Annotated in this window: 11 protein-coding genes; 4 read left to right on the top strand and 7 right to left on the bottom strand. The window is 40.8% G+C overall.

The genetic code is table 11. The features are described 5' to 3' along the window. Nucleotides 1-60: 60 nt before the first annotated feature. The 5 genes from WDA22_10165 to WDA22_10145 form a co-directional block, all read right to left on the bottom strand. Nucleotides 61-750, bottom strand: coding sequence for an isoprenylcysteine carboxylmethyltransferase family protein (locus WDA22_10165; protein ID MFA5833826.1), 690 nt, complete (start codon nt 748-750; stop codon nt 61-63). Nucleotides 751-1,569: 819 nt separating this feature from the next. Further along, the gene (locus WDA22_10160) at nt 1,570-1,989 is read right to left on the bottom strand and encodes a DUF417 family protein (protein ID MFA5833825.1); all 420 of its coding nucleotides are present in this window, start codon (nt 1,987-1,989) and stop codon (nt 1,570-1,572) included. Nucleotides 1,990-2,037: 48 nt separating this feature from the next. Then, a complete protein-coding gene (locus WDA22_10155; protein MFA5833824.1) occupies nt 2,038-2,811 on the bottom strand; it encodes an alpha/beta fold hydrolase in 774 nt (257 codons plus the stop codon). 199 nt (nt 2,812-3,010) lie between these two features. Further along, nucleotides 3,011-3,781 carry a slipin family protein gene (locus WDA22_10150; GenBank protein ID MFA5833823.1) on the bottom strand — a complete coding sequence of 257 codons (771 nt, stop codon included), beginning with the start codon at nt 3,779-3,781 and terminating at the stop codon, nt 3,011-3,013. 100 nt (nt 3,782-3,881) lie between these two features. Next, entirely contained in the window at nt 3,882-5,150 is a 1,269-nt protein-coding gene (locus WDA22_10145; protein MFA5833822.1) for a nodulation protein NfeD, read from the bottom strand. 226 nt (nt 5,151-5,376) lie between these two features. On the opposite strand from WDA22_10145, the gene WDA22_10140 reads away from it, so the two are divergent. Beyond that, the gene (locus WDA22_10140; protein ID MFA5833821.1) at nt 5,377-6,633 is read left to right on the top strand and encodes an MFS transporter; all 1,257 of its coding nucleotides are present in this window, start codon (nt 5,377-5,379) and stop codon (nt 6,631-6,633) included. A 281-nt stretch (nt 6,634-6,914) separates the two neighbouring features. On the opposite strand, the gene WDA22_10135 is transcribed toward WDA22_10140, so the two are convergent. Next, complete coding sequence (locus WDA22_10135; GenBank protein ID MFA5833820.1) at nt 6,915-7,736, bottom strand: KilA-N domain-containing protein; 822 nt, start codon at nt 7,734-7,736, stop codon at nt 6,915-6,917. A gap of 393 nt (nt 7,737-8,129) precedes the next feature. Between WDA22_10135 and WDA22_10130 the strand changes: the two genes are divergently transcribed. Genes WDA22_10130 through WDA22_10120 form a run of 3 tightly spaced genes read left to right on the top strand, consistent with a single transcriptional unit; the run spans nt 8,130 to nt 14,474 of the window. After that, nucleotides 8,130-11,186, top strand: a complete 3,057-nt coding sequence (locus tag WDA22_10130) for a UvrD-helicase domain-containing protein (protein ID MFA5833819.1) — start codon at nt 8,130-8,132, stop codon at nt 11,184-11,186. Then, entirely contained in the window at nt 11,183-14,023 is a 2,841-nt protein-coding gene (locus WDA22_10125; protein ID MFA5833818.1) for a PD-(D/E)XK nuclease family protein, read from the top strand. Before WDA22_10130 ends, WDA22_10125 begins: the two co-directional genes overlap by 4 nt. Before the next feature lie 40 nt (nt 14,024-14,063). Continuing rightward, nucleotides 14,064-14,474, top strand: coding sequence for a GxxExxY protein (locus tag WDA22_10120; GenBank protein MFA5833817.1), 411 nt, complete (start codon nt 14,064-14,066; stop codon nt 14,472-14,474). Between the two features lie 110 nt (nt 14,475-14,584). On the opposite strand, the gene WDA22_10115 is transcribed toward WDA22_10120, so the two are convergent. Next, complete coding sequence (locus WDA22_10115; GenBank protein MFA5833816.1) at nt 14,585-15,013, bottom strand: isoprenylcysteine carboxylmethyltransferase family protein; 429 nt, start codon at nt 15,011-15,013, stop codon at nt 14,585-14,587. Nucleotides 15,014-15,080 lie beyond the last annotated feature (67 nt).

Here is a 15,080-nt window from a genome sequence, read left to right as displayed (position 1 = left end):
GTATAATCTCCTTTCTCTTAAATACGATGAATGTTTTTGAAACATTCTGAACTAAAACCGCTACCAGAGATACGGAAGTAATCTGTATCGGACTTTTACACAATACTCGTGATAACCATCCAACTGCTCACGTAAAACTTTCTCTTCATTGAGGATACGGAATACCATGGACACCGGAACTGTTGCAAACGGAATCAACGCCCAATACGAACCAAGCGATATTGGAGTGGCGAGGAACATCATAATGCTTCCCAAATACATAGGATGTCGTACATATCCGTACGGGCCGGATGAAATAACTGTTTGTTGTTTTTCCACTTCTATGACTCGGGAAGCATAACGATTTTCCATAAAGACGTACATAATAAAGAAATAGCAGAGAAGTACAATGATATCTGCTGCGATCACTCCGTCGACGGGAATATCCGACCAACCATATCGATGATCAAAACCGGGGAGAAGGAATCCGATGATATATCCAATCGCAGAATAGGAAACGATTTTTTTTTGTGACGATTCTTTCTCTTTTAATTTCATTCTCCGTTCAAGAAATTCCGGATCATGTTTTAGAAAATATGTAACGACTGCAGTCAAAGGAAGAATAATTACACCCAGATATGCATATACCTCCCAATAATCGAATGTGCCGGCGGAAAGAAGCAATATAGAGCCAAGAAGAACCGGAAACAGAATCAGTCGTGTCAATAGTTTCTTCTTTAACGATTTCAGATCGACAGATTGTAAAGCCATCGGTCATCTCTCTGTACAGGAATGCGGTTTAGATGCTTACAACATATCGGATAACTGTATCTCAAATTTCTATGAAGTAACTTTCGGCAGAGCCGTAGGATGGATGGAGGGGAGAAAAGTAAACGAAACAAATGTCTGATCCCAGAATCCAATTCGCGGCCGACGCCGACGAACAGTCAACATTGTAGTACAAACGTACATCTTATTCAATATCGAATCAAGAAATAATTATATCTATGAGACTTCTGAAAAAGTCATTACAAGGAGCGACCTGCCCGCAAGTGTTCAGGCGGGAACAACGAAGTTTCGTTTTTTGAATCCGAATTGAGCGGAATCCAAAAAGCGGGGCAATCTCATATAAATTAACAAAAAAACAAGATTATCACGCTGTTCGGGATCCCGTAATGCGCGACTTCGACAAAAAAACTTTCCGCAATGACATTGTTCGAGAAGTTTTCAAAAATTTCATCTATTTAAAATTTAATCTCTTAAGGGCCTAATTCCCCGCCGCTTGCGGCGTCATTCCGGCGAAAGCCGGAATCCAGGACCTGGATGCCAGCGTACGCTGGTTCCGCCTTTTTGAATCCCGCTATGCGGAATCCGAAAGGCGGGACATGACAAGATACCTAGCGGCTTGCCGCGAGGACATTCATTTATTACTATCACTGGTATTGAATGGGTCAAACTAACAGAGGATGGATGTCAACAGAATATTTTAAGAAGAAAGAGCCCATCTATGCAAAAACGCAACCGCTAACAGTGCTCTCTTTTGATTCCTTGAATAAATAGCATTCTTATTTAAAGAGATCTTTATGGGAATTAACTCTTTCCTAACACCATAAATGATATTCCTAGAGCCATCAAATCTTTCAAAATAAAGAAGTCCGTAATCAGCACTCCGTCCACCGTAGAAAAGACACCCGGAGTAGTAAACAAAAAACTCAGCGTAAGAAGAAACGTAATTGCCGCAAAGAATCCTCCAATCATTCCAGCTTTTTTCCAAAAGAAATGGAGTAACAGGCAGACTGCGGTGAGTATTTCAATGCTTCCAACAACTTTTGAGACGATTTCTATACTGGCATAATTATACATCCATTTCATTAAAAAACTGTTTTTTACCAACGGTTCAATTCCTCTTGCCTCAGTCGGCGTGAATTTGAATACGCCAATCCATATCAAGACTGTCGCTACGCCGATCACACTGATGAAATATCCAAACGAGTGAAAATATTTTTTCATAACAATAATAGATTATGGTGGTAAAGTAATGGTGAATTATTTAACTCGTTATGAAATAGTTTGAATCCACTGATAAATATATTCTGCAACTTCTTCCCAATCTTGCTGTCCGCAAATGTAGTGTGTTCTGCCGGCAAATACTTTAAAATCTCGTTTACTATTTTTGTCTTTATATGCGTTATAATTTGACTTATTCAGTGAGAAGGGAATAATGTTGTCTTTCTCGCCTGCAATAATCAATAACGGATTGTGCGGTTTTTTAAAATCAATCTTTCCGTCTTTCAATGTTCCGCTTCGCGGAATATTTCTGCTTTCAGGAACAACAAATTTATCATATTCAATCTGTGTTTGCTCCAACGTCATGGTATTGCAGAATGCGTAATGGAACCATTCAACACTTGGAACACAGACAGAATTTCCTTTTAAAGGATTAATTGTAGGGAGGTTCGCTTTTAAAAAACTCCATCTTGTAGTGAAAACGCCGATTGGTGGCGCAGAATCAATACAAATACCGGCAACTCCTTTTTCCATTCCGATGAGTTTTTGTACAGCAAGACCACCCATTGAGTGACCGATAAGAATGGGTTTTTCAGGTAACAAGGAAATAAAGTTTGCCAGGCCATCCACCACTTGTCCGAAGGTGAGCTTGCCAAGCTTTGGATCAATGTTCTTGCGTAAGTCAGAAGGCTTGCCTTCGTGAAACGGATATGCAGGCGTGTGGCACATGTACCCTTTTGCCTCAAAATATTTTTTCCATTCGGTCCAGCTTTCAGGATTTTGAAAAAGTCCATGAATAAAAACGATCGTTTTATTTTTCGTCATGATCCGTACCCTATGATTGTAAAAGTGAGGAATCTGCTAGTCCATCAAATATATTTACGGTAACGATTTCTTTTGAGACGAACGAAAATAGAGAAGATTATGCAGACTTACAATAACACAGGTTAAAAAATGCAGGAATTTGGGAAGAGCTCAACCTTTTAGTGGAGACGGCTCTAGATCCGTCTCCACACATTGAAAGTTATTTCTTCAGCGATTTAGTTTCGTTACCGTTTCCCATGCTCAAAAAAGGTTTCAATAATTCCATCGGCAGCGGGAAGATCACTGTTGAACTGTTTTCCGAAGCAATCTCCGTTAATGTCTGTAAATATCGGAGCTGTAATGCGATCGGATTTTTATTGATCACTGCTGCCGCTTCACCTAATTTAACACTTGCTTGTAATTCACCTTCGGCATGAACCACTTTTGCGCGACGTTCACGTTCTGCTTCTGCTTGCTTCGCCATTGCGCGTTGCATCTCCGGCGGCAGATCGATCTGTTTTACTTCAACATTTGCAATCTTAATTCCCCACGGTTCGGTATGATTATCGATAATGATTTGCAATTCGTGGTTGATTTTATCCCGCTGCGCGAGCAGATCATCTAATTCAAATTGTCCTAAAATACTTCGCAACGTTGTTTGTGCAAGTTGTGATGTCGCATAAATGTAGTTTTCCACACTAACAATTGCCTTGTCCGGTTGAACAACGCGGAAATAAACGACTGCATTTACCTTAATTGAAACGTTGTCTTTGGTAATCACATCTTGAGGAGGAACATCGAGAACGACAGTGCGAAGACTGACTTTGACCATGCGGTCAATTCCTGGGATAAGGATAATAAGTCCCGGTCCTTTTACGGCAAGCAGCCGGCCAAGACGAAAGATGACTCCCCGTTCGTACTCGGATAAAACTTTGATGAGATTAAAAAGAATGACCGCAGAAAATGCGACCAAGAGCATTAAACCAAACATTCCGTCCATTGTAATTCTCCTTTATTTAGGAAACATTCAAAGTTGACTGTCACCTTTAAGGTCTACGACCTCGTAGAGGTGACGATCAACTTAATCGATTTTATAATTTTCTTACTTTTAACAACAATCCATGAATTTCCGTTACTGTTACTTTTGTATCCATTACAATCTTACCATCAACACTTTCTGCGCCCCAAGTTTCTCCTTGTACGCGAACTTGTCCGGTTGGATTCAGCAGAGTGACCGCAACGCCTTCGGCACCGATCATGCCTTGTTCACCCATATCAACTTTTCGTTTTTGCGCTCGTAACCCTGCGCCAATCACGAATGCAAAGAACAACGCAGTGGCAATGACCAACGGAATGATGAGCGAAAGAGATACTTCAACAAATTCCAGCGGCTCATCATTCTGATACAACATGATTGACCCGAAAAATAGTGCCACCGCTCCGCCGACTGATAATAAACCATAACTCGTAATTTTAATTTCCAGTATGAACAAAATAATGCCGACAAAGATCAGTGCGAGTCCTGCATAATTAAGCGGCAGAGTTTGCATCGAATAAAGTGCTAGGATCATGGCAATTGCACCGACGACTCCCGGAAAAACTGAGCCGGGATTGTAGAGCTCAAAAAAGATTCCATAAATGCCGATGAGGAACAGGATGTAAGAGATATTCGGGTCACTCAGCATATTGAGCATTTCGTATTGCCAGTTCATTTCGTGTTCTTCAATGGCCGCATGTGTTGTTGCAAGCGTGATTGTGTCGCGCTCAATGATGATCGTTCTTCCATTGAGAGAATCCAAAAGCGCTGCACGATTGGAAGCGATGAAGTCGATGACATTTTTTTTCAATGCTTCCGTTTCCGTAATGGATACACTGTTGCGGACGGCATCCTCAGCCCATTCCACATTCCGGTTTCGTTTTTCAGAGATTGTTCGAATAAATGCTGCGGCATCATTTGTTACTTTTCCGGACATGACGGAATCCATCGCTCCCTGTCCGCTGACAGGATGAGCGGCACCGATATTTGTTCCAGGTGCCATCACGGCGATATGTGCAGCCATGGTGATAAACACTCCCGCCGATGCAGCACGCGAACCTTGCGGGGAAACGTATACAATAATTGGGATTTTAGAATTCAAAAATTCCGTAACAATGTCGCGTGTAGATTGAAGTAATCCACCGGGAGTATTCAACTCTATAATAATGGCTTGTGCATTATTGTTCTTCGCGTAGTCAATTCCATGTTTCAGATAATCATACGTTGTGGGATTGATACTGCTGTTGACGGTGAGAACATGGATCGGTTGTTCAGCGAAAAGAAGACCAATCACTACAAAGGAGGAAAGGAGGAATTTTTTCATAGCGGTTCTTTATAAGTGTTACACAAGGTAGAGAAAGAAGAGGGTGAAAACAAGGTGAGATACTGCTTCGTTTTTGAGGCGATTTTTGATATTTTCTCAATCTGTGTCGACGATCTGTAATATCGAAGGGATTTTTAAAACGATTATTTACGATAACCATCACCTGTTAGGTCTACGACCTCGTAGAGGTGACGGCCAATTGTCATGATAAATAGAAAGAAAAACATTGTCCTTTTTTAGCAACATTACCATTGATATTTCTCCGTTACGCAATAACCGCGATTTTCGATTGCTCTTTATCGGACAGTTCATTTCGTTTTTGGGCTCATCGATCACCGCGGTGGCGTTATCGTATCAAATATATACTGTAACACAATCGACGGCGTATGTGGGACTGCTGGGAATGTTTCAACTGATCCCACTCTCCATCAGCGGGTTCATCGGTGGGTCGGTTGCCGATAGGTTTGACAGGAAGAAAATCATTATCATTTCCGAAATTGTGTTAATGCTGACATCTCTTTCGCTTGTGGTAACAGCTCTGATGCCGAATACTTCTGTCTGGTTTTTGTTTGCCATTGCGGGGATTGCGTCATTCGTCAACGGATTCCACCGTCCAGCATTAGATGCGTTGACACCCCGCGTGATTGAACACGATGAAATTCCGGCAGCAAGTGCGCTTTCGGGGTTTCGCGGAACAACCGCAATGATTCTTGGTCCATCGTTAGCAGGAGTTATTCTTGCATCGCTCGGATTATTCATAACATATCTGATTGACGCGCTCACGTTTATCATCTCCATCGTTACGATTTTAATGATTAAACGAAAATTTCAATTGGAGCGGGCTGAAGATGACGAGAACGAATTTTCCGTTGCGCATATTGCGGAAAGTCTGCGTTATGCGTGGAGCCGGAAAGAATTACTGGGAACATATTTTATTGATATGATGTCGATGACAACATCGTATCCCTATCCGCTTTTTCCCGCGCTTGCCGCTGCATACGGCGGAGTTGCCGTGCTCGGATCGCTTCACGCATCTATCGCCATTGGTTCGTTTCTTGCAACACTTACCAGCGGGTGGACGAGGAATATTTTGCGCCACGGGAAAGCGATCACGATTGCTGCGGTTGGTTGGAGCGTGGGAATTCTTGCTGCCGGATTCTCGGGAAATCTCTGGCTGATGCTTTTCTTTCTGGGATGCGCCGGATTTGCCGATATGCTGAGCGGAATTTTCCGTTCCATTATCTGGAACCAGACGATCCCCGATTCCATTCGCGGAAGGATGGTTGGAATTGAAATGCTTAGTTATATGAGCGGCCCTCTAGTTGGCGGGACGCTGATCGGATTTCTTGCCGCTTCCACAGGAGAGAATGTTGCAATGTCTATCGGCGGAAGCGTGGGACTTGTTGGGATCGTGGTACTGATTCTTTGGCTGCAGCAGTTTTGGAGGTATTCCGCAAATAGCAAAAAAAGTTTTATTAGTTGACCGTCACCTTTACGAAGTCGTAAACCTTCAAGGTGACGGTCAACTGGCTGTCGATCGGCGGAAGTGTTGGTCTTGTTGGGATTGTTGTGCTGATTATGTGGCTGCAACAGTTTTGTAAGTATACACCGGAAAGATAAAATATTTTATATTCTGAATAATTTATCATTTTGGGACAAAGATAATATTTCAAATGGAGCAATATCAATATCTATTGGTAATTTGACTCTTAAAACAAGAAGTACATATTGACAATATGGTCGCTCCTTTAGCAAGTAGTTTTGTCACTTTAATTTTTTGATATTTAGATTAGAGGCAAGCGATTGTAACTGCATAATGGCAATTTGATTGAGTTTTAGCAATCGTTCACGTTGTGGTAATTCCATCCGTATAAACTCAGCATTCATACTCTCAATATTTGCTAGTACCAGCAATTGCTCAATGGTAGCATAATCCCGTATGTTGCCGTCATGTTTCGGGTTTGCGTCCCGCCACTGTTTAGCTGTTTTTCCAAAGAGAGCTACATTCAGCACGTCTGCTTCGTTTGCATACGCTGCATTGGCTTGTTCTTTGGTAATATGTTCGGGGATGATATGTTCTTTAATGGCATCAGTATGGATGCGGTAATTGATCTTGGAGAGAGTCCTATGGAGATTCCATGTTAATTTCAGACGGTCATTTTCATCATCTTTAAGCCGTTGAAATTCTCTAATAAGGTAAATCTTAAATTCGGCATTAATCCACATCCCAAATTCAAAGGCAATGTCTTTATGGGCATACGTGCCGCCATATCTCCCTGCGGTAGCTTTTAGTCCTATGGCATTAGTTTTTTCAACCCATTCTTTAACACTAAGTTTATAACTGTTTAATCCTGCTTTACTTTTAATTATGGCGAATTCGCCATAATTAAAACGGGAATTATAGATTCTTTCCCAAATTCCTAAAAACTCAATAGTGTTTCTATTTCTCAACCAATCCGAAATAAAAAAATCACCTTCTTTTGCTTGTAACATATCAGTAATTGAAATGTAATCTTCATTTTCAAATTTTAATAATGCAATTTCGATACCTTGAACATTCAATGTTGTCGATTTTTTATGCTGCATTTGAAATGATACCCGTTTAAGAGGACTATTATTGGTGTAATTTGTTCATTGTTTGCGGGGAGAATACAAAGAAATTATTTCTGATAGTTTCCTTATTTGTAACTGCAAAGTATAAAAACTCATTCTTGAAAACAACAAATGAGAAGAATGCGAGTGAGATAGAACATTTTGTACAAATTGTTGGAAGAAGAAAAAATATTAAGAATATCGGTAAACAAGCTGTACTGTTTATCCGCTGACTTGTATTCGTGCCCAAATGATCAATATAATTTTTTGGATTCTGAACTTCTGTGGATACGACTCATTAACAGAAAAAAAGAACCGATATTTTAGAGTCTTATACATTTTCTTTTTTGCCGAGTAACTTTCCCCTCTTCTTCTTATCTTCATCTTATGTCATTACTTCTAAACGATACTGAGCTGCACTTTCCTCATCTGATCACCATTCCCGCATCGGCGGGATCGGGGAAGACATACACATTATCGTACCGGTATGTGCAGTTTCTTCTTTCCCCGCATATTCAGTCTAATGGACTGAGAAATATTCTGGCAATTACATTCACGAAACTTGCGGCTAAGGAGATGAAAGAACGCATTGTGAAGGTGTTGAAGGAAGCGGCTCTTAGCGATCCGCGCACAATGGAAAATCTGACGAAACTCGTTTCACTTTCTTCCGAAGAGATCAAAATTCGCTCCGAACAATTAGTAAATGAAATTCTTCACAACTATTCCGATTTCAATATTCGTACGATCGACAGTTTCTTGACAACCATTTTTAAAGCTTCATCATTGGAAATGGGAGTGCAACCGAATGTCGGCATTCAGTTTGACAATGACGCGGTGATCGATCAAGCGTTCCGGCAATATTCGCAAAATCTCCGCGAAGGAACTGCCGATGCGCAATTCATCGACGATCTGATCACGCTGATCGAGGCGAATGAAGGGAAATCGGGCGGATATTTATGGAATCCATTCACAAAGATCGTTCGCGAAGTGCGGCAATTGCAAAAGCAATTCGGAAGATATTCACAGAAGCCGATCATTATGGAAGGAGCGCTTCCGCTTTCCGAACTGAAGCAGAGAATTGTAACAAATGCAAAAACGCTTTTAGGATTACTGAATGATTCGACACTTCCGATCAATAATTATTTTCAAAATGATGTGAAGCGATTGGCAAACGGCGATGTGCTTGAAGTTGCATCGAAAGGGAAGACGAAGAAATATTTCAACAAGTATAGTGAAGATGCAGGTGCAACGAAAGAGATCAAACGCCTTTTTGCGGTGATCAAGCCGATGGAGAAAGAGCTGGAACAATATATCTCCATCTATGCGCATACGTTTTATCAGCCATTTGTTCGTGCGGTAAATCTGATTGAACAAACGATTCGAAATGTAAAGACGCTTGAAGGAACTGTCGTTATTGATGATATCAATCGTTCGCTTGCCAAGTATCTTTCCAACGATGTTGTGCCGGAAGTGTATTTGAAATTAGGTGAGCGAATTGCCCATTTTATGATTGACGAGTTTCAGGATACCAGTCCCATACAATGGCGGAATCTGACTCCCTTAATCGAAGAAGCACTAGCGAAAAACGGCTCGCTCTTTGCCGTGGGTGATACGAAACAATCTATTTACGGATTCCGCGGCGCGGATTGGCATATTTTCAAAAATCTGAGCGATGGAAAATATTTTCCTTCTGCACCTGTGTCATCGCTGCCGTTAACGAGAAATTATCGCAGCGCGCAGGCGCTCGTCGATTTTGTGAAAGATGTTTTTTCTTCCAATGTTGCCGCTGCCGGATTTGAAGCACACGCAACAGCAAGCGGGCTTTACAATTTTGCGCAAGATGTTCCTGATTCGGAAAAAAACAAAGGCTATGTTGAAGTTAAATTAATCGAAAAAAAGTTTGACGATGATTCATCGGCTAATACGCATCGAGAATATATTCTTTCCAGCATTCGTGACTGTACCGATCGCGGATATTCATATGGTGACATTGCCATTCTTACTCCCGCCAATGCGGATGTTGTTGAGATCAGTTCGTGGCTGAATAGAGAAAATATTCCGTTCCTTTCCCTCAGCACTTTGGACATCCGAAAGCGGAAAATCATCGGCGAAATTATCGCGCTGCTTCGCTTTCTTGATTCGCCGATTGATAATCTTGCGTTTGCGACATTTGTGTTTGGGAATTTATTCCAAAAAATTGTATCGGGTGAAGGAATCAAACAAGAAGAGTACCACATGCAATTTGGTAAAAATACCAAAGAGTATTTTTACCGCACCTTCCAAAAACATTTCCCCGCGTTATGGGAACAATATTTTGGCCGCCTCTTCTCGCTTGTCGGTTATATGCCGTTGTATGATCTCGTCTCTGAATCGTACAAAACATTTTCCGTCTTTAAACAGTGCAGCAGTGAAGAAAGCGCATTGATAAAACTACTGGAATGTGTGAAGCAGTTTGAAAACAGCGGCAACAATAGTCTGAAAGATTTTCTCTCGTTCAGCACGGAAGAGGGAAACGAAGGCTGGAGCATTGAAATACCGAACACCGTCCACGCCGTAAGGATTATGACGGTGCATAAAGCAAAAGGATTGGGATTCCCGGTAGTGATCGTTTCCCTGAAAGAAAAGAATCCCCGTTCAGATTCGATGGTGATGAAAGAGACCGAGGATGGAGTATCGGTTATTAAGATCGGAAGGAGCAACGGCGACCGAGATGACACTCTTTCCGAATTGTATGAAGAGAAAAAGAAAGAACAGACGATTGACGAGCTGAACAAATTATATGTCGCGCTTACCCGAGCGCGAAAAGAGATGTATGTTTCGGTTCTGTATAAGAAAATGGAATATCTTCCCGTCGCAATTCTTCCGGCAAAAACATACGGCGTAAAATACACCACAGCTGAAAAGGAAAAGGCTGAAGAGAAAATACCAGTAATCGAATCGCTTTATCAAAAAGAACAATCATCGCTTCCTGTTGCACGATATCAAAAGATTGGCGTGCAGGAAACCCGGCGAGGCGATGCGATCCACAATATCTTATCGCATATCGAGTTTGTGGATGAGAAGAGTGAACCGTATATCCGATCTGCAATCGAGCATCTATTTTTGGTTCACGATCTGGATATTGAAAAAGAAATTTTGAATCTCGATCAGTTCCTTAATCTTCCCGGAGTGCACATTCATTTTGAACACAGAAAAGATCGCATAATTCTTCGAGAGCAGGATGTAGCGGCTTCCAACGGACGATTATATCGGTTGGATAGAGTTATTGTGGACGCTGATTCAGTAACGGTTGTTGATTTCAAAACCGGAAATGATGAACACAACGATGATTATCTAGTGCAAGTGCGAAACTATATGTCGATGCTGAAGGATATTTATCCTTCAAAAACCGTGAAAGGGGCATTGCTTTATATTGATCTGCATAAGGAGGTGCCTGTCGTATGAGCACTGTCCGATTGCTTTCACCAAAAATTAATCTTGTTGAAGAAGTAGTGACACTGTTAAGTGTTTCGTTTGCCCAAAACAATTTCTCAAAATCCATTGTCGTATTTCCCGGAAAACGTCCCGCACACGTCTTGCGAAAAAAACTTGCGGAAAAGATCGGAGCATCGTTCATTCCGCCAAAGCACTTTTCCATTGATATCTTCATTGATTATCTCTGCACGACCTATCTTCAATTTCGTGCTGAAACAGTGAGTGAATTTGATGCCGTTGCGATCCTATTCGAACTGCACAAAGAGATGCAGGAAGATGAAAAAATCGGTAAAGAACATTTTTCTACGCTTGAAACATTCTATCCAGTTGGTGTAAAGATTTTTTCGGAGCTGGAAGAGCTGATGATCGCCTCTGTTTCACCACAGCAATTATTGGAAGCAGTTAAATCTGTCACGTTGACATCGGCGCATGCCGTTGCGTTGTTGTATGAACCGTTCTATAACGAATTACAAAAGCGAAAGTTCACTTCCCGCGCACAGAAGTATAAACTTCTTGCGGACAGAATTTCGGAGATTGATTTTAGTTCGTATGATACAATTGTGCTTGCAGGATTTTACGCATTTACGCAGACAGAAGAGACACTGATTCGTCATTTGCTTGCTCAGAAGAATGTCACCGTGTTGTTCCAGAATGGGAACGGGATACAAATAACGCTCGATCAACTGAAATTGAATCCAGATTTGGAAGGGGACGAACCGGAAACAGAACATCACTTTTACGAATCACCCGATGCGCATGGACAATTGTTCGCGCTTAACAGAGTGCTCAGCGAACAATTCCCAAATCCAATTCTAGACAGTGAACAAGCGTCGATCATACTTCCGTCGTCAGAAAATCTTTTTCCGTTGTATCATCAAACACTGTCAATCTATGATCAAAGCGAATATAATCTTGCCCTCGGATATCCATTGTCGCGAACTCCGGTGTATGGATTTCTAAAATCACTCTTGGATGTGATTGTTTCATCTCGAAGCGGGGAAGTATTTGTTCCAACGTATATTCAATTTCTCCTTCATCCATATGCAAAAAATATTCTCTTCAAAACACGGACCGATGTTACTCGAACTCTTATTCATGCAATTGAAGATGATTGCCTCGAACACAGTGCACGGGTATTTTTGAATTTGGAAATTGTTGAACAGGATGGTAAGCTGCATAAAAAGGTTGTTGAACGATTGGAGCGAGAAGAGGTAACTGTCACTGTCGAAGAAGTCCGCGATCATATTGCAATGATCCATACTGTTCTATTCCGTCTGCTGTTAACAATCAACTCAGTCGGTGAGTTTGCTACAGCATGTATCAACGTTCTCAATTTTATCAACGAACACAGTACTGCACATCGACATCCCTATTTCCGCCCATTTGTGGAAACGTTGATAGAGCAATTGACGTCGCTTTATCAATCGCTTTTGTCGGGATATTCATTCGGAAAACTTGAGCATTATCTTTTGTTTCTTCGTCATTTCATCGAATCGGTCGATGTTCCATTCACCGGAACGCCTCTGCAGGGTTTGCAAGTGCTCGGTTTCCTGGAAACGCGCGGGCTTCAATTTGAGCATGTTTTTATGATTGATGTCAATGACGATATCCTTCCGGGAAAGGCGCAGCAGGATGTTTTGCTTCCATTGACGCTTCGCGATCAGCTTGGACTTTCAACGTATCGCGATCAGGAGCGAATTAAAGCTTACATTTTTGATGTGCTACTGCGTGGGGCGAAGTATGTGCATTGCTTCTATATCAATAATAATGAGAAGGAACAGAGCAGATTTATTGCCCAGTTGCAATGGAAGATTCAATTGCAGAAAAAGAGACTGACGCCGTTCAATACACTATCTCAGGAATATAAGATCGATCTTGGTACGCAGACTCCGGATCCGATTGCAAAAACAACTGAAATGGTTGCGATACTCAAAGAATTGCAATTCTCTTCAACGGCGCTAGATACGTATTTAACTTGTGGATTGAAATTCTACTATCGCTATGTTCTGCGTATGATGGAGAAGAACGAGATCTCTGGCGATGTTGAACAAACTGATGTCGGAAAAATCATTCATAGCATCCTGTTTGAATATTTTGCTCCTGCGAAAGATCGAAAGCTAGAATTGACTGATTTGGATATTGAACGGTTGCGAAGAGCTATTCAGGATAATTTCCGGTCATTCTATGGAAGCGCACAATTTGGTGAACAGTTCTTCACTAAACAACGTGTTGAGAAGCATTTTATTGAGTTTATTGAGCAATTCCAGCGCCCGTTGATCGAATCAGCTTCTATTATAATCGAAGCGCTGGAAGAAAAGTTTGCTGCAGGAATTGATGGATTTCATTTTATCGGAAATGCGGATAGGATCGAAACGCGCAATGATAAAACATTCATTCTCGACTTCAAATCGGGACAGCACGAAGCGAATTATATGATCGATTTCGATCATCTTAATGTAGATGATAGAGCAACGTGGAAACAATCGATCGGTTCCGTGCAGTTGGTGCTTTATGTAATGCTCTATTCAATCGTAAAAAATATGGATCCGGGAAAGATTATTCCGGCATTTATTTTTCTCGGCAAGAAAGAATTGAATGAAGAGATTGAAATCTCTCTGTTTGAATCTGATGAACAAATGAATGAGTGGTATCCAAAGCTAAAGAATATTATTCTTTCATTGACGAAAGGAATAGTAGATGAAGCCCAACCGTTCACTCCAACGCAAGACATCAAGAACGACTGCCCCGATTGTTCCTACCGAACGATTTGCGGAACGCAGTGGGCAGAGAAGTTTAGTCTATACTAAAAAGAAAACCACATAGGCACATAGAGAACATGGAAAAACTATGACGAAAAAGTATCTTGATGAACTGACATTTCAAATTATTGGAGGAGCAATTGAAGTACATAAAGCTTTGGGACCTGGTTTACTGGAAAGTGTGTATCATAAATGCCTTAAACAAGAATTGACTCTTAGAAAATTGTCGTATGATTCAGAATTTATTGTCAATGTCGGGTATAAAGGAATAGATCTTGATACAGAGCTTCGGTGTGATTTGTTGATTGAAAGAATTATTGTGATTGAATTGAAATCTGTTGATTCAATTTTACCTATTCACGAAGCGCAGCTTCTAACGTATATGAAGTTACTGGAGAAACCCAAAGGTATTCTCATTAATTTTAATTGTTCAAATCTTTTTAAGGAAGGCCAGCGAACTTTTGTAAATGAATTATTCCGAAATCTTCCGGAACAATGAAATATGTTATGTGTCCTATGTGCCTATGTGTTTCAGGTCGTTGAAAAAAGCACACTACATCAGTCAAAATGAAGGCGGACAAGTAGACACATAGTTCAGATAGTTAAGAATTAGAAAATAAACGGAATCAATCGGTAGGTTTGTTTCATGTAATCTGAATAGTCAGTAAATTTCTGTTGTAACAACTGTTCTTCATATTGCAGTTTGACAATGAGGGTTATTATAAGTACACAAAACAGGGAAACTGAAATTATTTCTATAGTATTGAGAACAAACGACAACATCATTACGAGCACGGATGTGTACATCGGATGACGAATGTACTGATAGATTCCTGAAGTGATAAGTTCTGCGTCTGATTTTGGAATTGGCTGAACGCGAAGATTGTTTAATTTCATTGTAAAAATAGCAAGAATACCGATCAACCCACCAAATATTCCCAAGAATAATAAGTAGGGATTATAAAATGGAAATTCGCAGTATTGTACTATTGCGACAATAAGCGTAAATTGAGCTATGACTAAGAGTTTTGAATACATTTTTTTATAGAATCCATTTCAAAAACACAAAAATAACGGTCATTCTGAATCCCGATGCAATTTCCGA

Source organism: Bacteroidota bacterium (assembly GCA_041658205.1).
Lineage (GTDB): Bacteria > Bacteroidota > Ignavibacteria > UBA10030 > UBA8401 > UBA8401.
This window is presented reverse-complemented; position numbering and strand designations above follow the sequence as displayed.

What these genes read in the sequence shown, in the direction of transcription:
- WDA22_10165 (MFA5833826.1), bottom strand. Translation starts at nt 750, where the DNA reads ATGGCTTTACAATCTGTCGATCTGAAATCGTTAAAGAAGAAACTATTG.
- WDA22_10160 (MFA5833825.1), bottom strand. Translation starts at nt 1,989, where the DNA reads ATGAAAAAATATTTTCACTCGTTTGGATATTTCATCAGTGTGATCGGC.
- WDA22_10155 (MFA5833824.1), bottom strand. Translation starts at nt 2,811, where the DNA reads ATGACGAAAAATAAAACGATCGTTTTTATTCATGGACTTTTTCAAAAT.
- WDA22_10150 (MFA5833823.1), bottom strand. Translation starts at nt 3,781, where the DNA reads ATGTTTGGTTTAATGCTCTTGGTCGCATTTTCTGCGGTCATTCTTTTT.
- WDA22_10145 (MFA5833822.1), bottom strand. Translation starts at nt 5,150, where the DNA reads ATGAAAAAATTCCTCCTTTCCTCCTTTGTAGTGATTGGTCTTCTTTTC.
- WDA22_10135 (MFA5833820.1), bottom strand. Translation starts at nt 7,736, where the DNA reads ATGCAGCATAAAAAATCGACAACATTGAATGTTCAAGGTATCGAAATT.
- WDA22_10130 (MFA5833819.1), top strand. Translation starts at nt 8,130, where the DNA reads ATGTCATTACTTCTAAACGATACTGAGCTGCACTTTCCTCATCTGATC.
- WDA22_10125 (MFA5833818.1), top strand. Translation starts at nt 11,183, where the DNA reads ATGAGCACTGTCCGATTGCTTTCACCAAAAATTAATCTTGTTGAAGAA.
- WDA22_10120 (MFA5833817.1), top strand. Translation starts at nt 14,064, where the DNA reads ATGACGAAAAAGTATCTTGATGAACTGACATTTCAAATTATTGGAGGA.
- WDA22_10115 (MFA5833816.1), bottom strand. Translation starts at nt 15,013, where the DNA reads ATGTATTCAAAACTCTTAGTCATAGCTCAATTTACGCTTATTGTCGCA.